Source organism: Phaeocystidibacter marisrubri (assembly GCF_008933165.1).
GTDB lineage: Bacteria > Bacteroidota > Bacteroidia > Flavobacteriales > Schleiferiaceae > Phaeocystidibacter > Phaeocystidibacter marisrubri.
Genome location: NZ_WBVQ01000002.1, coordinates 686795 through 705836, shown reverse-complemented (window position 1 = coordinate 705836; position 19042 = coordinate 686795). Strand labels below are relative to the sequence as shown.

General features: G+C 43.4%; 16 protein-coding genes and 1 tRNA gene. 10 read left to right on the top strand and 7 right to left on the bottom strand.

Annotated elements, in window-relative coordinates; genetic code table 11:
* The first annotated feature begins 50 nt into the window (after positions 1–50).
* The gene (locus F8C82_RS10515; protein WP_151693544.1) at positions 51–2336 is read left to right on the top strand and encodes an NADP-dependent malic enzyme; all 2286 of its coding nucleotides are present in this window, start codon (positions 51–53) and stop codon (positions 2334–2336) included.
* Positions 2337–2351: 15 nt separating this feature from the next.
* Here the strand turns inward: F8C82_RS10515 and F8C82_RS10510 are convergent, their stop codons facing one another.
* Positions 2352–3074 (bottom strand): Crp/Fnr family transcriptional regulator, encoded by a 723-nt coding sequence (locus F8C82_RS10510; protein WP_151693543.1) that lies wholly within the window; start codon positions 3072–3074, stop codon positions 2352–2354.
* 116 nt (positions 3075–3190) lie between these two features.
* On the opposite strand from F8C82_RS10510, the gene F8C82_RS10505 reads away from it, so the two are divergent.
* A complete protein-coding gene (locus tag F8C82_RS10505) occupies positions 3191–5566 on the top strand; it encodes a heavy metal translocating P-type ATPase (RefSeq protein ID WP_151693542.1) in 2376 nt (791 codons plus the stop codon).
* Between the two features lie 34 nt (positions 5567–5600).
* Here the strand turns inward: F8C82_RS10505 and F8C82_RS10500 are convergent, their stop codons facing one another.
* The gene (locus F8C82_RS10500; protein ID WP_151693541.1) at positions 5601–6056 is read right to left on the bottom strand and encodes a GatB/YqeY domain-containing protein; all 456 of its coding nucleotides are present in this window, start codon (positions 6054–6056) and stop codon (positions 5601–5603) included.
* Between the two features lie 111 nt (positions 6057–6167).
* Between F8C82_RS10500 and F8C82_RS10495 the strand changes: the two genes are divergently transcribed.
* Positions 6168–7049 carry a T9SS type A sorting domain-containing protein gene (locus F8C82_RS10495; protein ID WP_151693540.1) on the top strand — a complete coding sequence of 294 codons (882 nt, stop codon included), beginning with the start codon at positions 6168–6170 and terminating at the stop codon, positions 7047–7049.
* Positions 7050–7087: 38 nt separating this feature from the next.
* On the opposite strand, the gene F8C82_RS10490 is transcribed toward F8C82_RS10495, so the two are convergent.
* Positions 7088–8206 carry a tetratricopeptide repeat protein gene (locus tag F8C82_RS10490; RefSeq protein WP_151693539.1) on the bottom strand — a complete coding sequence of 373 codons (1119 nt, stop codon included), beginning with the start codon at positions 8204–8206 and terminating at the stop codon, positions 7088–7090.
* 135 nt (positions 8207–8341) lie between these two features.
* On the opposite strand from F8C82_RS10490, the gene F8C82_RS10485 reads away from it, so the two are divergent.
* The 4 genes from F8C82_RS10485 (at position 8342) to F8C82_RS15000 (ending at position 10692) form a co-directional block, all read left to right on the top strand.
* A complete protein-coding gene (locus tag F8C82_RS10485) occupies positions 8342–9442 on the top strand; it encodes a hypothetical protein (RefSeq protein WP_151693538.1) in 1101 nt (366 codons plus the stop codon).
* A 141-nt stretch (positions 9443–9583) separates the two neighbouring features.
* Positions 9584–9656: transfer RNA gene (locus F8C82_RS10480), tRNA-Met, on the top strand.
* A gap of 107 nt (positions 9657–9763) precedes the next feature.
* Complete coding sequence (locus F8C82_RS10475; RefSeq protein WP_151693537.1) at positions 9764–10081, top strand: hypothetical protein; 318 nt, start codon at positions 9764–9766, stop codon at positions 10079–10081.
* 362 nt (positions 10082–10443) lie between these two features.
* Positions 10444–10692 carry a tyrosine-type recombinase/integrase gene (locus F8C82_RS15000; protein ID WP_151694080.1) on the top strand — a complete coding sequence of 83 codons (249 nt, stop codon included), beginning with the start codon at positions 10444–10446 and terminating at the stop codon, positions 10690–10692.
* Between the two features lie 228 nt (positions 10693–10920).
* Here F8C82_RS15000 and F8C82_RS10465 read toward each other — a convergent pair whose 3' ends face one another.
* A complete protein-coding gene (locus tag F8C82_RS10465) occupies positions 10921–11238 on the bottom strand; it encodes a hypothetical protein (protein WP_151693536.1) in 318 nt (105 codons plus the stop codon).
* The gene (locus F8C82_RS10460) at positions 11213–11617 is read right to left on the bottom strand and encodes a hypothetical protein (protein WP_151693535.1); all 405 of its coding nucleotides are present in this window, start codon (positions 11615–11617) and stop codon (positions 11213–11215) included. The genes F8C82_RS10465 and F8C82_RS10460 overlap by 26 nt, the downstream gene beginning before the upstream one ends.
* A 682-nt stretch (positions 11618–12299) precedes the next feature.
* On the opposite strand from F8C82_RS10460, the gene F8C82_RS10450 reads away from it, so the two are divergent.
* Positions 12300–13187 (top strand): hypothetical protein, encoded by an 888-nt coding sequence (locus F8C82_RS10450; protein WP_151693533.1) that lies wholly within the window; start codon positions 12300–12302, stop codon positions 13185–13187.
* A 2-nt stretch (positions 13188–13189) separates the two neighbouring features.
* Here the strand turns inward: F8C82_RS10450 and F8C82_RS10445 are convergent, their stop codons facing one another.
* Complete coding sequence (locus F8C82_RS10445) at positions 13190–14245, bottom strand: DNA methyltransferase (protein ID WP_151693532.1); 1056 nt, start codon at positions 14243–14245, stop codon at positions 13190–13192.
* Positions 14246–15730: 1485 nt separating this feature from the next.
* Entirely contained in the window at positions 15731–15934 is a 204-nt protein-coding gene (locus F8C82_RS14750; protein ID WP_170266228.1) for a hypothetical protein, read from the bottom strand.
* Positions 15935–16646: 712 nt separating this feature from the next.
* Here F8C82_RS14750 and F8C82_RS10440 point away from each other — a divergent pair.
* Both F8C82_RS10440 and F8C82_RS10435 read left to right on the top strand, forming a co-directional pair.
* Positions 16647–17693: a DUF262 domain-containing protein gene (locus F8C82_RS10440; protein ID WP_151693531.1), complete on the top strand. Its 1047-nt coding sequence runs from the start codon at positions 16647–16649 to the stop codon at positions 17691–17693.
* Complete coding sequence (locus tag F8C82_RS10435; protein ID WP_151693530.1) at positions 17690–18376, top strand: MAE_28990/MAE_18760 family HEPN-like nuclease; 687 nt, start codon at positions 17690–17692, stop codon at positions 18374–18376. Before F8C82_RS10440 ends, F8C82_RS10435 begins: the two co-directional genes overlap by 4 nt.
* The last annotated feature ends 666 nt before the right edge of the window (positions 18377–19042 follow it).

The window sequence follows — 19042 nt, the reverse complement described above, 5'->3', positions numbered from 1 at the left end:
ATACCTTTCGGGTCATTCAATTGATACATTTGTAGTACAATCCACAGATCATGGCTAAGAAGAAGAACCAGATCCGGAGAGAAGACGTGCTGGAGTATCACGAAGGCGGTCGTCCCGGAAAAATTGAAGTGATTCCTTCTAAACCGTCCAACTCACAACGCGATTTATCCATTGCGTATTCACCGGGGGTTGCGGAACCTTGTAAGGAAATCGAAAAGGATCCTGAAACGGCCTATAAGTACACTGCAAAGGGCAACCTTGTTGCCGTTATTTCTAACGGTACAGCCGTACTTGGACTTGGGGATATAGGACCATTGGCATCTAAGCCAGTGATGGAAGGCAAAGGCGTGCTTTTCAAGATTTTTGCTGATATCGATACATTCGACCTCGAGTTGGATGCAAACGATCCAGAGCTTTTTATTCAAACGGTAAAGGCGCTTGCTCCTACCTTTGGAGGTATCAACCTAGAAGATATCAAAGCCCCTGAATGCTTTGAAATTGAGCAACGACTCAAAGAGGAGTTGGATATTCCTATCATGCACGACGATCAGCACGGTACCGCCATCATTTCGGGTGCGGGCTTGTTGAATGCGTTGACCATTGTTGAGAAGGATATTGATAAAGTTAGAGTGGTGTTCAACGGTGCTGGTGCTAGTGCCGTGAGTTGTGCTTCTCTCTATTTGTCGCTCGGCGTTAAAGCGGAGAACCTTCTCATGCTAGATAGTAAGGGAGTCATTACAACAGATCGCGAGAACTTGACGCCCGAGAAGAAGCGATTCGCTCGAGATACAAAGTTGAACACATTGGAGGAGGCGGTAGAAGGAGCCGATGTGTTTGTTGGCCTTTCACGCGGAGGAGTGCTTTCGAAGAAAATGGTGAAGTCGATGGCGGCAGATCCCATTGTATTCGCCCTCGCCAACCCCGATCCGGAAATTACGTACGAGGAAGCTGTTGCAGCCCGTAAGGATGTGGTGATGGCTACCGGGAGAAGTGACAATCCGAATCAAGTGAACAACGTACTTGGGTTCCCATTCATTTTCCGCGGGGCCTTAGACGTGCGCGCTAGCAAGATTAACGAAGAGATGAAGTTGGCGGCAACCTATGCCATTGCCAATTTGGCGAAAGAAGCGGTTCCAGAAATCGTGAACCTTGCCTATGGTCAGAAGAACATGAGCTTCGGTAAGGATTATATCATTCCAAAGCCTTTTGATCCAAGGTTGATTTACACCGTTGCAATGGCGGTGGCCAAAGCTGCGATGGACTCAGGTGTAGCCAAGAATCCAATCACGAATTGGGCGCGATACAAAGAGGAGCTCATTACCAGATTGGGAAGAGACGACAAGTTTATCCGTCTGGCTATGGAGAAGGCGAGAGCCAATCCTCAACGCGTGGTGTTCAGCGAAGCCGACAACTTTAAGATGCTTAAGGCAGCTCAAATTGCCTACGATGAGGGAATTGCTATCCCTATCCTTTTGGGAGATGAGAAGCGCATTAAGCAAATCGATAAGCAGTACGATCTAGGCATTGCAGGAACCATGGAAATTGTGGATCCGCGAAGCATGCCAGATGCGGCTGAAGTTTATGCACAGCAATTCTACGAAGAGCGCAAGCGCAAAGGGGTAACTGAGTTCGAAGCTCGTCGCCTCATGAAGAACCGCGATTACTTCGGTCCGATGATGGTGAAGCACGGTGATGCCGATGCATTTATCACTGGATTGACCATCAAGTATCCACGTGCGGTACGTCCTCTTCTAGAAATATTGGGTCCGAAAGATCACAAGAAGCGCGTTGCAGGCATGTACATCATGCTCACCAAGCGTGGCCCGATCTTCTTTGCAGATACCACCATAAATGAGGAACCAGATGCGGAGGGTATTGTAGATATCGTATTGAGCGTAGCAAGAACGGTTTCCCGAATCAACTTGAAGCCAAAGGTTGCTCTACTCAGCTACAGTAACTTTGGGTCGCATCACGGAAAGGTGCCTACCAAGATGAACAAGGCGGTTGAACTCTTGAAACAGTCACACCCAGATTTGATTGTGGATGGAGAAATGCAAGCCAACTTTGCAGTGAACAACGAACTTTTAGAAGAAGTATTCCCGTTCTCTGACTTGGTGAATCACAAGCCGAATATCTTCATCTTCCCAGATCTAGCTGCGGGAAATATTTCCTACAAGTTATTGCAATCCCTAGGTGCCGCAGAGGCTATTGGTCCAATCCTTATCGGCTTGGATAAAGCAGCACATGTATTGCAAATGGGAGCAAGTGTGAGAGAAATCGTCAACATTGTAGCAATGGCTGTTGTCGACGCTCAAACACGCTCAGAAAATCACTAAATAAGGGAAGTCGATTTAATCGAATACCTTACCGATACGCAACAAGGCCGGTTCGTCTAATACCAAGATGTGCCGGCCTTTTACTTCTATTACACCGTCTTGTTTAAACTCTGAAATGAGACGAATAACAGACTCTGTGGCCGTACCTACCATATTGGCAATTTCTTCTCTGGTGAGGGAAATGTCAATGGCTCCAGTTTCTTCATTGGTGCCAAACTGTGATTTCAACATCAGGAGAACTTCAGCTAAACGCTCACGAACAGATTTTTGTGCAATATCTGTGATGAGTTTGCCAGCTTCGCCAAGTTCATGACAAGCTGTGCGCAAGAGGTTTAGAGAAAACTTTGGATTGGTTTCTAGAAATCCAAAAAGCACTTGCTTTGGAATGTAACAAGCGTGCACATCTTCCAATGCTTCCACACTGGCAGATAGAGGTTCGTTGCTCAAAAGTGAGCGATATCCGATGAGATCACCTTGAACGGCAAAACGGATAATTTGATCTTTTCCATTCTGACCCATGCGAATGAGTTTCGCTTTACCCGAATGAATGCAATAAACTCCGTTCGGACGATTCCCTTCGCCCATGATGATCTGCCCTTTTCGGAAAGAAGTGCAGGCCTTGACGTTGTTCAGCTCATTCAGTTCCTCTTCGCTAAGGTCCTTGAAAAGAGAAAGATGTCGTTTCCCACAATTCGCACAATCGAATGGTATGGGGGTTTGTGTGGTCTTAACTGGCATACATCCAAATTTAGTAAATACTTCTCTGAATGAGAATAGAAATTGGATCAGGTATGTGACGAATATCATGGTTTAACTTAGCGCTTTCTAGCACTTTTGACTCATTCTTTTGAACTATGGCGAAATCGCACAAATGTGACCACTGCGGAACCGCTTGCACCGATGAAATTCATCTGGATGACAAGGTGTTCTGTTGCGAAGGATGTAAATCTGTTTACTCTTTACTGTGGGCGAATGGAATGGAGTCGTTCTACAATCACCTCGATGCCGACGGGAAACCCGTGGAGTCTGGAGGTGAATTTGCCTTTTTAGACAATGAGGAAATTCGCAGTCAGGTGATGGACTTCTCCGATGGTAGAATTGGGGTGGTCCGACTCTTTTTGCCTGCCATTCATTGCAGCGCTTGTTTGTGGTTGTTGGAACGATTGCACAAGTTGAACCCCGGCGTGGTTTCTGTCCGCGTGGAGTTCTCCAAGCGCATGGCGCACATCCGCTTTAATGAGGAAGTAATGAACCTTCGTCAGTTGGCAGAATTGCTGGACAAGATTGGTTATCCGCCGCATATCCGTTTGGCAGATGGTGAGGAGGAAGTGAAGAGTACCAAAGACCGCCGCTTGATTTACCAGTTTGGAATTGCGGCTTTCGCCTTTGGGAATATCATGTTAATGGCATTGCCAGAGTACCTATATCCAGAAGACAACAGTCTACAGGAGTACTCCACTTTCTTCCGATGGTTGAGTGTAGCTCTGATCTTGCCCGTGTTGTTTTATTCAGCCAGTGATTACTTCATCAACGCCTATAAAGGATTGACCATCCGCAAGGTGAATATTGATCAACCAATAGCTCTTGGGATTACAGCCTTATTTGCACAAAGCATGTACGAGATTCTATTTGAAGTAGGATCTGGGTATTTGGACAGTTTGGCGGGGCTGGTGTTCTTTCTGTTGATGGGGCGACTCTTCCAGCGAAAGACGTATGAATCGCTTTCATTTGAACGAGACTACAAGAGTTATTTCCCCTTGGGAATTACGGTGATAAGGGAAGACGGAAAGCACGAAATCATTCCGGTTCAATCGGTAGAAAAAGGGCAGGTGCTCTATGTTCGAAACGAGGAGATTATCCCGGTGGATGGAACCATATTAAGTGGTGAGCCCATTATTGATAATGCGTTTGTGACGGGCGAATCCACACCTGTTCGGAAAGCCGTTGGCGATAAGATTTTTGCAGGAGGAAAGCAGTGCGGTGGTGCCATTACTGTTGAAGTGGAGCGACCGATGGATCAGAGTTATCTCACGCAGCTTTGGAATGATCAGAATTTTCATGGAAATAAGTCGGATCGCTTTCACACCCTAACCGATCGCGTTTCGGCCTACTTCATTTCTGTCATTCTCATTCTCTCAACGGGAGCTTTCGCCTATTGGACTCTTCAGGGAAGTTTGGGAATGGCCGTTCATGTGTTTACCGCAGTGCTCATTGTGGCTTGTCCGTGTGCGCTTGCTTTAGCGGCTCCTTTTGCCAATGGACACGCCATGCGGATTATGGGTCGAAATGGACTGTACCTAAAGAAAGCTGATGTGATTGAAGCTCTGGGTGAAATCAACCGAGTGGTGTGGGATAAAACCGGTACGCTCACTAGCGTGGCGAGTAGTGAGGTAAAGTGGAAGGGAGAGGAGCTGAGTGCCAGTGATAAACGCGCTTTGGCGGGATTGATGGCCTCATCTCGACATCCATTGAGCACTCGAATAGTGGCCTTTCTTCAAGTGGCTTTTGAACCTGTGGATTCCTTTGAAGAAGTAGTGGGGTCCGGAGTGATTGGTGAAGTGAACGGCGTAAAATGGAGAGTGGGTTCTACACAATGGATTGGGGAGGATGGAGAATCGCTTCCGAATAAATCCGTGGTTTGGATTGAAAAGAATGGAGAGGCTATTGGTCACTTTGCCCTAACGCATGCCTGGCGAGAGGGAGTTTCTGAAGTGGTGGAATCTCTGGCTCCTTACGCAAAGCAAACCGTGGTTACTGGTGATGATTCCGGTGAAGAAGGTGCACTTCGCCAGCTCTTTGGAGATGAGGTTGATTTGCGATTTAAGCAGAAACCTTCTGATAAGTTGAAGGTGGTGGCTGCACTTCAAGATCAATCTTACCGAGTGGCTATGATTGGCGATGGCCTAAACGATGCAGGGGCGCTAAATCAAGCGGAAGTGGGCATTAGCATTGCAGAAGACATCAACAACTTCACACCAGCAAGCGATGCCATTTTGCAAGCGTCTGTGTTCGAGTCATTGCCACAGTTCTTCCGACTAGCTCGTTACACCAGGAAAGTGGTGTACTGGAGCTTTGCGATGAGCTTCGCATACAACATTGTAGGATTGTCCTTTGCGATTACCGGAATGCTTAGTCCGCTGCTATCGGCTATCTTGATGCCGTTGAGCAGTATATCTGTGGTGGCGTTTGTATCCTTTACAGTAAGCCGTTTCTCCTTCGCGAAGAAATAGCAAAAGAAAACCCCGACGATTGCCGGGGTTTAAATTATAGTGATTGAAGTTGTTTTCGAACTTCGCCTGCAATGGCTTTGCCTTCGGCTTTTCCTGCAAGTGTAGAAGAGGCCATGCCCATCACTTTGCCCATGTCGCCCATTCCAGTGGCGCCAGAGGATGTGATAATGTCTTTCACCGCTGCTTCTAGCTCTTCGGCCGACATCATTTCTGGCAAGTATCCTTCAATAACTTTGGCTTGCATTTCTTCCACTTCGGCAAGATCCGCACGATTCTGTTCGCGGTAAATGGCCGCTGCATCGTCGCGTTGTTTTTTCAATTTCTGAAGGAGCTTCATGCCATCTTCATCTTTGAAAGTACCGCCAGAACCTACTTCTGTTTTGGCATTGATAATTGCTGCGCGGATAGAGCGAATGGCCTCTAGCGCGTCGCGATCTTTGGCCTTCATGGCCGTTTTCATATCTGCTGTAATGCGTTCTTCTAGTGTCATGTGGCAAAGATACTCGCATTTTGTGAAAAGTGCATAGAAGTTACGCTTCTGATATTATGTGCTTTAGTATCCATAATTGACTAAATTTAACCGTATAACATCTCTGCTCTCATGAAGTATTCCATTACAATTCTAGCTCTCCTCACAAGCGCGATGCTTTTCTCGCAAGGCACATACTTGAGATTTGATGTCTTTCAGTTTGATGTGGGTGATGAATTTCAATACCGCGAATCCAGAGGCGTGGGAGCTTTTGGTTACAACAGTGCAAAGCATAGTCATAGAGTCATTGGCGTTTCATACAACGCTGATTCAACGGTAGTAGAATACACCTGGTTTGTAGAAACCAAGGACTCGTGGTTAGATAACAATTACAATTGGAGTACCAGTTATTACACCGATACGTTGACGGATCTGATTGACGGGCTAGACTTGACTTTAGCGGAGTATGATACGCTATTCAACCCTTACTTCGATACGACGGGGTACGGAATGAGTACGACTCCCTTTTCGGATATAGAGCAATGGGCTTGTGATTCAACCGTTCAGGGATACTACTACAGTACAAGTTTTTTTGAAGGTTATCATTTCGAATATGCCTATGGTTTGGGTCTTGGGTGTGTAACCTCCAATTATGTGGATGGAACTAACCCGTCGTACAGTGGCAATCCTTACCATAATTGGGGAATGACTGGCTTTGTAAAAGACGGGGACACCTGTGGCTATGTAGTTTCCACGGCATTAGACGTACCTGAGCATTCAGCGTTGACATTAGAAGTTTATCCTAATCCATCTACAGATTTTATCTCCATAAAAGGGGCGCCAGAAAATGCGACTTACTGCATTGTAAATCTGTCAGGACAATTGCTTGCGAGCGGTGAGCTCACGTCAGAACAACAACGCATTTCGGTATCGAACTTAAGGAACGGGTTATTCATCATTCAGATTGAATACAACCACGTTGTTTGGGTAGAGAAACTTCGTGTAGTGAACTAGAAATAGGTTCACTTACTCTCGCATCTCATTCCTAACTTCTAGTTCGTTCCAACCGCTTTCAGGTATTTTTCCGCAGCCTGTCCAACCCAAGTAGCCATATTGTGAATTTTAGCTTCATTCTTCTTCACCCAAGAGGTAGCTTCTTCCATTCTACCATTGGCAAGGAGGTAGCATGCAGCAGGAAAATGTTCAGACTCGGCTAATTCGTTTAAAAGTGGGAGGACGAATTGGTAATACTCTGGAAGATGTTCGTTTTCAGAGAGGTATTTGCCTGCCGTCATAGAAGAGTAAGTGTACACGACGAAGTTCTTAAACTCTTCACTCATATCGTCTTCAAAGCGATTGGCTTTATCACCCAATAGGGAATCCAAAGGCTTGCGAATATCCATCGAGGCTGACAGTCCAATCATAAGGTCGGAGGAGGTAAATGCTTCATCCGACTGAGGTGAGTCGCTTCCAAACATGCTCAAGCTGATGGTGCTTGTTTTTTCATCTTCAATTTTAACAGTCCGTTGCCATCTCTGGAGAAAACTGTCAAAAGTGTTGTCTGATCGTTCGCCGCTGTTCTCTAGCAATAAGAACCATACTTCAGAGGTTAACGAACGTGTCATGCTGCCGTTTCTGTTCTCTAGCAACACTGCTAAGAAGTAGTTTGAACTGGCATGGCCAGGGTTTATGTTCAAACTGGACATCATTTCATTTTCAGCTTCCTCTAATTGATTTATCCGAAGTAGAGTGATGCCTAGATTATAGTGCAAAAGGAAGTTTTCTGGATGGTTATCAATGGCCTCTCGGAAGACAGAAATGGCTTCATTGGACTTTCCCAAGTCGTCTAGGCAGTTGGCATAACCTTGATACACTTGAGCAGAGAATTTCGGGTTAAGCAAGGATTGTTGTTCAAGGATTGCTTTGTAATCGGAGATAGCTTGATCACATTTGCCTATGGCTGCGTAAGAGAAGGCTCTTTCGTAAAGTGCGCTGGAATTGTCTTCGTCGATTTCAAGTGCGTCTGAATACTTTTCTATGGCACCTTCGTAGTCACCCGCATCATGGAGATTAATGCCTTCTGAAATTAGGGCATCAACGGGATTCTCTTTTTGAGCGAACAAACTTGTGGAAAGGCCAAAGGCGAGGAGCAGAGAGTAGCTGATTTTCATGAGAGTGTTTTAATTTGGGATTGAAATATACTTAAAATCACCAAACATCTGCCCGTGTTAAATTCTGGATAAAGTGGTAATGAAATGAATTCTCTAAGTCCAAGGTGTGCTACATTTCGGTTAAAATCATCAACCTTGCGATCTCTTTGCTACCTCCTTTTTGCCCTTGTACTTTCCAGTTGCCAAGAGACGGATACGTCCGTAGCAGAACCGCAGATATCTTTTGCCAAAGAGGTGAGACCACATGCTTACTATGTGGAGCAAGCCGAACTTTGGTGGGAAGAGGTGCAGAGGGATACAACGTCTGAAATGGCTTGGTACCATTATTATCGCGCTTGTAGAAATGCTCAAGGAACGGCAGATTGGAAGGAGGACTTTGTTCTCGAATCTCCTGCATTGCGCCTGGGTAGAGATATCGTTCCACTGATGGAGCGGGCTATCCCCAACAGTTTCATCTACTACTTTGTGAGTGGTTCTACGGGCGGAGTGGATGCCAATGAGAACCTCTTAAAGGCTTACGAACTCAATCCAGATTTCACGCCCATACACGGCCCCATGGTGACGTATGCGGTAGGTACGGATGATGGTGATTTGCGAAAGGTGGTGAACGCCAACTGGAACGCAGCCGATGAGATGAACCCCGGTTTATTGGCGTATGCGGAAGATGTGCTCGCCTCCGTTGAACCCCATGGAATACTCTTAACTCAACACGACAACGATTCGTATCCCGCATGGATGCTTCAAGATGTGAAGGGGTATAGGTCAGATGTTTGGGTAATCAATATTGATTTCTTGCTGATGGAGTCGTATCGCGATATGGTTTTCGACTCTCTCGGGATTCCTCCTTTAGCGTTGAATGAAATTGATGTGGATGAATACCGAGAGAACTGGACGAATGTTGTACAGCATCTGTTGGCCAACCCTCCAAAGGGGCGCCCTGTACACATTGCCATGACCGTATCTGATGAGTGGTACAGTGGGTTTGAGGATAGACTTTCCGCTGTTGGACTCACTTACTTGCTCAATGGAAGCGAAGACCATGTGCGTTTGCGAAATGCCGAGTTGTGGGAAAAGCAATTCGAATGGAGTCGAATGACCATGGAATATCCAACATATTCCAACGAAGCCAATCGGAAATTGATCTTTCAGAACTATCAGATTCCTCTTCAGTGGAAGTTGGAGCACACCGAAGAGCATGTGGAATACGCTAAAACGTTGGAACTCTTGAAGCATTAGCAAGACTGAGCGGTCCTTCTTCCTGTGTGTATTCAGATAATTTGAAATTCTTCACATGATTCCCTTGTCAGTTTAAAAACCTGTCTTACATTTGCACTCCCAACAACGAAGAGACGCTGATTACAGCACTCAAACATATATCGCGGGGTGGAGCAGTTGGTAGCTCGTCGGGCTCATAACCCGAAGGTCGTAGGTTCGAGTCCTGCCCCCGCTACTAGGAAAAGCCCGAAAAGCCTGTAAACACTGGCCTTTCGGGCTTTTTATTGTTCTAAACGGCACTAAGCCAGACAATTTTGCGAGGAGTAGATAGTTTTTATCGGTATGAAAGACCGCTATTCTCCCATCACACCCATGGTGGACTTCACTCCGGAACAACTTCACGAAGGCAAGTCCACGTGGTACATCTCATTCGAAGCGCGCCATCCAGAAACAGGACAACTCCGAGAGGTCTGCTACAAATTCAACCGCATTCGAAATCTCGAGAAGCGAAGGCAAGAAGGTATCAAGCTTTGCAAGGATTTGACTATAAAATTGGCAGCAGGCTGGAATCCTTTTGTTGAAAGCCAGAGTGAACTAAGCATTTGTTCCTTTAAAAGTGGCTTTCGAGGAGTTTATGCGCGAGAAAGCGAAACTTGCTGAGGAAGGAGGTATTAGGGCGGACACTATCCGATCCTAAACCTCACACCTAAAGAATTTTGAGAAATGGTATGGACTAAAAGGGCTTGGTCAAAGGGCTATTCGACTGACCTTCCAATAATTGATCAGTTTTTAGTTCACATCATGAAAGAGCGTGGGCGTTCGGCCCGCACCAGAAATAACTAGTTGTCCTTCTTCCATCGAATCTGTACGTGGGTGGTGTAGAAGCGCTATTTACCTTCCGATCCGATCGAAGCCATACCCAAACTCCCTGAGTCAACTAAAAGAAGGAAGATTATTCCACGAACCGTGCTAGTTGATATACTCAAGCATTTGGAGCAGATCCAGGTTATCGGACACTTTGCCTGACTAGATATTACACGTTCGTCCGAAGAAAGGAGTTTTGTAGCATAAAGGTGAAGCATCTTAACCTCGACTTACATACGCTTTTCATTCCTGAGGAATATTCCAAGAATAGAAAAAATCAAGTCGTGATGGTACCAGATGACTTGGCAAAGGCTTTAAGAAAACACACGAAGGGAGTAGTTGCAGGCCACTATCTTTTCTCACTTCGAAATTGTAAGCTTGGGCCCCAAGAGTTGTCGCCAAAGTAAGTCTCAGACCTAAGGGCTCATATGAAAAGAGAACTGGACCTACCTAGTTACTACCAGTTTTGTAGCCTTAAAGACACCGGGAAAACGAATATGTTTCGTCAAGGAGTTACGACCATCGTTATACGTGATCAAGCTCGGCCTTATGGCATCTCAGTTACTGATCGTTACACACCTAAGGAGGATCAGAATGCTATCCCTGAGCTTTTGAATTACTCGCAGGGGTTATGACTAGTCCTTGTCCAGAAGTTTCATGATTGCCCATGCAAGTAGCGCTCCAAGACCTATAGTTATAAGCCCTTCGGCCCAGTTATTTGACGGCTGTTTGGCAAGCTTGACGGACAGCTCGTCAATGCTAGAGGCATTATTGATCATCATCAATCGACTTATCTCTTTTTCGGCTTCCGCACCTTGATCTTGCAATGCATAGAGATAGCGGCGTACTTCAGATGAAGTGACGGGAAGATTCCTTTCGAGCTTTCCCCGTATTAAGGCAAACTCCTTTGGGTCCATACGTTCAGATCTATTTACCATCACTTTTCTTTTCATGAGAATCATTGTCCATAGCTTGGAATATCTTCTCCGTCTGAGCATCAACCATTTTTCTGAGAGGGCTGAGTAGTTGTTCATGTTTAGACAACTCATTCCGGAGCGAATTTAGGTCATTTCGAAGTGAGGTTATCTGAGTGTCTTGCTTATCGTCCACCTTTTCCCAATCAGGTTTGGCTGAATTTATTTTCTTATCAACGTGGTTATGCAGATAGGCTGTAACGCCTACGGCAAGAGCTATGATGGTCAATAAACTAACCCCTAAACCAATAACAAGTTGTCCCGTATCGATAACATAATAAACATCTTGAAGTTCAGCAAGAGTGATGTTTTCGCCTGCCTTATGAACTTCAACAGCAACAGTGTCTAGTTTACTCATATTAGTTCGTGTGACATGGGTATGAGCAGTGCTTGCACCCATCAATTTTTGCTCTTGGATATCGCAGCCTTGCTTGTTGAACTGCTGACTGGCAGTTTAAGTGAAACCCAAGATCTTCAAAGTTAGAAGTTGGAACCCAATTACACGTTGTAGTGTGAACTTCGTGATCGCCATTGTTTTGGGCGTTATGGTTTAATCTATAATATGGCATGATTGAAATTGATTAATTGCGCGATAAGATCGAATTTTATATCAGGGTAAACAACCGTATTTCTACTACTTCTTATCGTAAGATTACGAGGCTTTATAGAGAATATTAATATGGTAAAAATGAATAGAGTATTACGAAACACAAGTTGTTGAGGTACGAGGTGAAATATCGTAAAAAATTGATAATCAATATTATGCATGCCAAATACTTCAGCCGAAACTTACCACAACTCCTTTGAAGCGTGCGTGAAGAGCGTCCCAGATCTTGACAATCAACAAGCTCTCCGTTATTCCTTGTAAAGGCGGCAGGGGAATAATAAAAGATGCATTCTAAAAGATAGTAGCCGCTTACATAACTATCGTAACAGTAGGGAATTGGTACGTATCGAAACGATACACGACCTATAATATCTATCTATTCCAACGCTTGTAAGGATAAATTGTAGTAAATATGAAGTAATATTCTCAACCCATGCCCACTCTCAATCAACAGCTCACGACTCCGCAAGGTAGTTTGCAGGATTTTGCAGATCTAACAGTACGAGTCTTGGGACATTTACCCAATGTCGTATCCGGTAGAATTGCCGACGGTAATTATGAAATTTGGACACAAGTTGTCACAAATACAACGACCTACATTAGACCTGTGAATGTCTCGCTATTTGAGCAAGACCCGACTGAGTTCAAGCTTCTGTTCTCAGATTTTCTAATCACGCTAGACAGATTAGACCGAAGCACAATTGGAACATTTACTGCTCACGATCATAAAGTGGTTAACAGAACTTTATATACAATTCAGCAATCGCTAGGGGTTGGGATGGATTTGCTTATCAACCCAAATGCTGCACGGAAGCATGTTGGCAACCGATTTGAAGAATTGATGCGTTGTGTATTTGATGAAGTTAGGATTTCGAATAGCCACACGGTACTTAAAATTCCCTATGGTGCATCGAAGAGTGAAGAATATAGCTGTGAGAACGATGCGATTATATCTTCGGCTTCTTCAGTTCGTTCTACGAATAGTACTATACACCCTGATGAAGTGGTGGTCTCCATCAAAACTTCTTCTAAAGATAGAATGGGTAAAATGTTCATTGATAAAATGCTGCTTGAGAGATTCGTTGAACATCCTGTAAAGGTGATAGGCATATTTCTCAATGATGTGCAGCGTAAAGGAGTAAACAAGGTCAGCTATACGCTTGTTTCTAAGCAGTTTATGGTGTACTCTAAATTCCTCACACAACTTGAAGGAGTGTACTATTTGGATCCGCCTTCCAGCGCTCTGAGACGTCCTTGGAATCAACACATGAAAAAGGTTTCCAATTTATTGTTAGATGACTTATTCAGGCTTCTCAAGTGACGTCATTCGGCATTTCGGAGAGACCTCCTTCTCGAGGCTGCTTTTCGAGCATCAGTCCCGTCTTTGATTCGATTCAAGTGTCGAAAGTCAGATAAGCGCTCTTGAATTAGTTCGCAATAGGTGCTTTCGAGTTCAGAGCCTTTCCATTTTCGGTCAAAAGCTTCTGCCACTGCGTAAGTAGTTCCAGATCCACCAAATGGATCGATCACAAGGTCGCCAGGATTTGAAGATGATCGAATAATACGACTTAGTAGTTCTACCGGTTTCTGAGTTTCATGACTATGACGTTCCCATGTGCCATTTGAAAGAGTCGGAATCTCGAGTACATCTTTTGGTTTAGCGCCTAAGGGGTTTGGCTCCCATTCGTGCTTCTTTCCATTAGAATATTGGGAAGATTCACCTTGGGCCCGCTTTGGGTATTTTAATGTGTGGTCATTATACGGGATCCGGACTTCGTCGACGTTAAATGTGAACTTCTTAGACTTTCTGAAGTGTAGAATGCTCTCGTGCGATCGTCCCCAGTCATTTGATAAATTCGCCTTGTTTCTGTAGAACCATACGAGCCATTTACAACCTTCAAATAGGTGGGAGGCAGCCCATTTCACATCAGCAAGTATTTCTGAAAATCCACATATATACAAAGAGCCTGTGGGCCTAAGAACCCTGGCAGCTTCTTTAATCCAAGTCATACTCCATTCAACATATTCACGTTGCGACTTGAAAGAGTCCCATTGGGCCTTTTTAATATTGTATGGAGGGTCTGCGAATATCAGATCGACAGATTGCGGCTCAAGCGATTTAAGAAATAGGATCGCATCAACGTTGTACAATTCGCCAAGCTCAGTTTGAAAAAAAGGTGAATCAATTTTAATGGTGGCAACATTGGGGTTAGTCAGTGTCGACGCAAGAGATTCAAGCTCTTCCCGAGCATACACTCGATAGTTATTCATGGGATGACGCTTGCTGACAAAACGACCAGAGTTATCCCATCTGCGAAGAGTTTCAGCGCTTACACCTAGAAAATCAGAGGCTTCTTTAACGGTGAGGTATTCATTCATATCCTTACACAAGGTTATACAAGGTTACACTGTGCAATATATAAAATAAGGCGAATAAATCGCCTTTACTCTTTTAAATACTGTATTCCATTTTGATGCCTGTTGAAGCGATAGTTGATCAGGCTCTTGAATGAAACAAATTCAATACTTTTTACAGGTTATTCTTTGATTTGTTGAATTTGAGTCTTCACATCCGGCGTATTGGACTTGAGTACTTCTAATTCAGTATTCATCCGAAACAAAGAAGTAGCAGTTACAATGACTACGGCAGCGCTCAGCGTACTCAAAACTGGCTGAATGAACTGATAGAATCAAACTTGCATGCTTTGTCGTTTCATTTCCTTTGACTTGCGATTCCACAATACCCAACTGGCAGAACGGGCAGCTGCATAGGGTATCATGGTTGTGTGTTTTTTTCATGCCGGACTCTTTCATAATGTGATGGATGATGCGGTCGCTACGACGTCGGGTTAAATTGAAATTCTTGCCTCGCCTCGATTAGTTCATCCATCAAAGCTTCATATCTGTTTGTGACAAATGCCCCATTTTGATGTAAATATAGTCATGCATGAGGCTTGAGGCTCGCAAGAACCTATCCAGATGGATTCCACTCGATGTCCATAATAATCGAGGCGCACTAGCTCCATTATGAATGAATCGTGGTGCAATATTGAGCTTGTACAATTCATATTCTACAGAATAATTGAAGGTGGATATATAAGGGCTATCCGAAGTGTATTCCTCATCTGAATTAGGCGTAATGCATGGCTGAAATAACGAAATTCTCAGGCAGCTCATTCATCTAGGCTGTTTCCCGATTTTCTGCAAGCAGACGCTTGCACACAAAACAGGCTTGAACGAGCTAGATAGCAGCTTCCTCGGTCTGAAGCTCTATTCGGGTAAATCCTGCTTTAATCAAGCCTTTGAAAATTAGATATAGATCTTATAATGAAGAGACCTTATAATTTAAGGCCTTTGATTTGATAATCTTCTCACGGTTATAATAATTTGAGGAATTACCACTGCGCCCTTGAGCAAGTTCATGCTGGAATGTTCTTCCGCCACAAAGCACACACCTGATTCTTTTTCGCACGATCAAATCCTCTAAGTGTTGATTCACGATTACCCATTAAAGAGCATGAAACAAGAATCACTTAGCTCTCTTTGAAATCCCTTTCTCTGAAATACTTGTAATCGCTATGCGTTGATGTAAGGATAGTAGGTGAGCTTTACCAAGCCGATGATTTTTACTGACTCGAATGTTCCGGTGTCACAGCAACGAATGAGGATTTAATTTGGGCTTATAGTTAAATCAGCGCCTACATTGTAATTAAATCCAGTGGTTGTGTTTACTGAACGGTCTTTGTAGAAAATAGTCCAGTATTTGCCCCATATGAAGTCACGCTCAAGTCTCCTTCGATCTTGGAGTTTTTAACAGTAATTACTGGTCCTACACCTGTGGAAAGTGCAGTACGAAGACGTACTTTAAAAAGCCAAGTGAACCCTTCGGATCTTGTTGAATCCTTTCAAGATGAGCGGAATGGTCTGAATAGACGATTTCACTACTACATAGCTTTGGTCAAAAGTACCGTCAAGGTCATTCAAAGTGCCTCCCTTGAGCTCCGCGACCATTCCTAGGGCATCGAAAATCACGTGGTCCTTCGCTGCGCTACTACCGGAATTGTCCAATGTGAAGCTCAGGATTTATCCGAATGGGTTTTGTATTGCAAGGGCTTGACAAGTGTTGCCCACCCCCACTGAGTTGAGAAATCTCTTCAGTGGTAGTTCTTACCTCAGGTCGTTACTAGCTGCTACATTACTTGGGCAATGTTTGCTGGCATTATGATTTGCTTCGATTGAAGAGGCTTCACGGCATGGCCGTTTTTCACCACTTGGGCTATAATCTTCAGAATTTGTTTCGACTTGATTCAATGCTCGATTGAATCACAAAACTGTGAAGCTAACAAGCTGGCATCTAGTACATTCTTTTATTTCTATGATGAAGAAAAGTCACTTTAATGGAAGTACAGATTCAGATTAATTAATAGTTGACCTCCATGAAGCTATTTGCGTTAAAGCATGAAAAATTTCTAGATTTTTGCGGAATGTCAAACAAGATATATCAGAGATTTCCGCTTCGCACTTTTGCAAATGCTTAATGCTTCCGTCTGTAAAAATCTTCTTGTATTTGATTATAGGATTTATGTTCTAGATCACTACAAATAATGAGTACAGTTAAAGTTGGGCTTATACAACCGGATATGACTAATGATAGATAATTTGTCGAACTTTGGATAAATTGATTGATAACTCACACGACGTACTCATTCTCGATCTAAAATGCAATCAAGCATAGCCGAATGAATCATGAGTCACTTGTGCGCAATTATAAATCTTTATTATGGATCAGAAATTCAGAGAAGCGGCTGAGGGTCAAATTATTGAGAAACAGAAGGTCGTTGACTATGATGTCAAAGAGTTCACACTTGAACTACTAAACCATAAGTACATAACGGGACTTCAAGACGACACTAACGAGATCTTTATACCGAGCTACCAGAGAAAATTTGTTTGGGATCAAGAAAGACAGGCCAAGTTTATTGAGTCAATTTTGTTAGGTCTTCCAATTCCCTACATATTTACGGCTGACATTGATAATGGAAGATTAGAAGTTGTTGACGGATCGCAAAGGTTAAGGACAATAAATAACTTCTTAGAGAACAGATTAGTGATAAAGAATCTTGATGTTTTGACTAAGCTGAATGGGTTTAGCTTTAACGACTTAACTGTTGCAAGACAAAGAAGATTCAAGAACTCAACAATTCGAATGATATCCCTTTCGGAGAAAAGCGATGATGAGATTAGGTTTATGATGTTCGAACGAATCAACACTGGTAGCATGATTCTAAAGGACATGGAGAAGCGACAAGGCATTTTCGGCGGAAAGTTTATACAATTTGTAAAGAACAAGTGTGCTACCCATCCTCTTTACAAGCGGCATACGGAATTTACAGAAACCATGCTTTCACGAGGTGAGGATGAAGAACTCATCATTCGATTCTTTGCTTTTTCAGATAGATATAGAGTCTTTAAAAGTGGTGTAAACGACTTTCTCAATGACTATACAGATGATTCAAATAAAAAACTGGAGAAAGACAGGTTGTTAAGTGAGTTTGAACGGATGCTTGAGTTCGTTGACAAGTTTCTTGATCATGGGTTTCTCAAAAAGGAAGGTTCTAAGAAAACTCCTCGTGTTCGATTTGAGGCTCTTTCGGTTGGAATCAACTTGGCTTTAAGGGAGAAGCCGGATCTGATCAATAGTCAGATTGACATGTCATTCATAGAAAATGATGAGTTTGTTGGACTAACTACCGGCGGAAGTCACAATGTTCAGTCTAACGTTATTGCTAGAATCGAGTACGTCAGAGATAAACTGCTTTCTCAATGAATGCAGTAATTCAAGAGTTTGAGAAAAGGGTGGATGAGATTGATGTGTATTTCAAGCACCTTGAGGCATTCTTGGAGGATGATGCACAGGTCTATTTCCCTAACAAGCAAACTCATAAATATAAAACTCCTGACCCCACTCTTCAAAAGGTGCTCAAGGCTAATTGCTTTCTATTAATCTACAATTTGGTTGAATCTTCTGTAAGGCTGGCAATAACCCATGTTCATGACCATGTTTCAAACGAAAGACTGACATATAGAGAGGTGATAGATGAGATTCGATTGATTTGGATAAAAGAAGAGCACAATAAATTTCGGGATATGGCGAACTCTATCATTGTCGAAACTCTGAGGAACTTGGAGAATGAAGTTTTCAATCTTGAGTACACTTCTTCTGGTATATCTGGGAATATAGATTCTCGTAAGATCAACGAGTTCTGTGATTTGTATGGATTTCCAAAGAGGGTACATCATACAGCTGGTGATGGAAGCCAACTTCATATTGTCAAGCAACAACGTAACAGCTTGGCCCACGGTAACATATCATTTTCTGAGTGTGGTAGGTCATATACTTTCGAACAGCTTATTGACATCAAGGTATATGTGTCGAGGTATGTAAAACAGTTTCTTAATAACGTTAGTAGATATTTAAGAGATCAACAATATCGTACTGCGCGGAACTAATAATTTGATTGTTCTAAAATGTAGATTTGAGGAGTGTCTTTTCTTTCGGGGGGCATTTTCCAATCTTTTTAATCTATTGTTTTCTATCGAAGGTAGATTCAAGTTGAAAACACTCAGAAGCAGATCGCCAAGATTTGCAACCAACCTAACCTAAATGTCTATCATTCTACACTGCTTTTTTGGGGACTCCTTCTGTCCATCTTTAGTTATCTCTCTTTGAGTTTATTCTGTTGATTACTCCCATGTTAGGCTTGGTATTAATGCAAAATGATTTTATCGTCCATTTTCTTCGCATGACGTACATCTCTTGACAACCCATAGAAATATGAATCTTTCTTGTCTGACTGGTTAGGTCCAATCATTTGAAATCGCTCATGAAATCTGTAGAAAGTTTCTCCTTTATGGGTTATGAACGATATTGTCTCTGTGTTCTTTGTAGAGTGTTCTTGGTTCAAGTTCCATATCACTGGTTTTTTATGAACTCAAAATGGTAAGGGTTGTTGGAAGTGGCTTGATTAACGCGTTCTTGAGCGGCTATTAGTTTAGTTGGATCCTGCCCCCGCTACTAAGAAAAGCCTGAGTTAACGCTCTGGCTTTTTTTGTTTCCATTATCGTGATTCGAAGTGCAGGTGCACGGGCTCTCGTAATTGGGGGATAGACTTTCGA

Excerpts from the sequence above, each read along its gene's own strand:
- F8C82_RS10460 (WP_151693535.1), bottom strand. The coding sequence starts at position 11,617 with ATGAGTAAACTAGACACTGTTGCTGTTGAAGTTCATAAGGCAGGCGAA.
- F8C82_RS10450 (WP_151693533.1), top strand. The coding sequence starts at position 12,300 with ATGCCCACTCTCAATCAACAGCTCACGACTCCGCAAGGTAGTTTGCAG.
- F8C82_RS10465 (WP_151693536.1), bottom strand. The coding sequence starts at position 11,238 with ATGAAAAGAAAAGTGATGGTAAATAGATCTGAACGTATGGACCCAAAG.
- F8C82_RS10440 (WP_151693531.1), top strand. The coding sequence starts at position 16,647 with ATGGATCAGAAATTCAGAGAAGCGGCTGAGGGTCAAATTATTGAGAAA.
- F8C82_RS10515 (WP_151693544.1), top strand. The coding sequence starts at position 51 with ATGGCTAAGAAGAAGAACCAGATCCGGAGAGAAGACGTGCTGGAGTAT.
- F8C82_RS10500 (WP_151693541.1), bottom strand. The coding sequence starts at position 6,056 with ATGACACTAGAAGAACGCATTACAGCAGATATGAAAACGGCCATGAAG.
- F8C82_RS10495 (WP_151693540.1), top strand. The coding sequence starts at position 6,168 with ATGAAGTATTCCATTACAATTCTAGCTCTCCTCACAAGCGCGATGCTT.
- F8C82_RS10510 (WP_151693543.1), bottom strand. The coding sequence starts at position 3,074 with ATGCCAGTTAAGACCACACAAACCCCCATACCATTCGATTGTGCGAAT.
- F8C82_RS10490 (WP_151693539.1), bottom strand. The coding sequence starts at position 8,206 with ATGAAAATCAGCTACTCTCTGCTCCTCGCCTTTGGCCTTTCCACAAGT.
- F8C82_RS10475 (WP_151693537.1), top strand. The coding sequence starts at position 9,764 with ATGAAAGACCGCTATTCTCCCATCACACCCATGGTGGACTTCACTCCG.
- F8C82_RS10435 (WP_151693530.1), top strand. The coding sequence starts at position 17,690 with ATGAATGCAGTAATTCAAGAGTTTGAGAAAAGGGTGGATGAGATTGAT.
- F8C82_RS10445 (WP_151693532.1), bottom strand. The coding sequence starts at position 14,245 with ATGAATGAATACCTCACCGTTAAAGAAGCCTCTGATTTTCTAGGTGTA.
- F8C82_RS10505 (WP_151693542.1), top strand. The coding sequence starts at position 3,191 with ATGGCGAAATCGCACAAATGTGACCACTGCGGAACCGCTTGCACCGAT.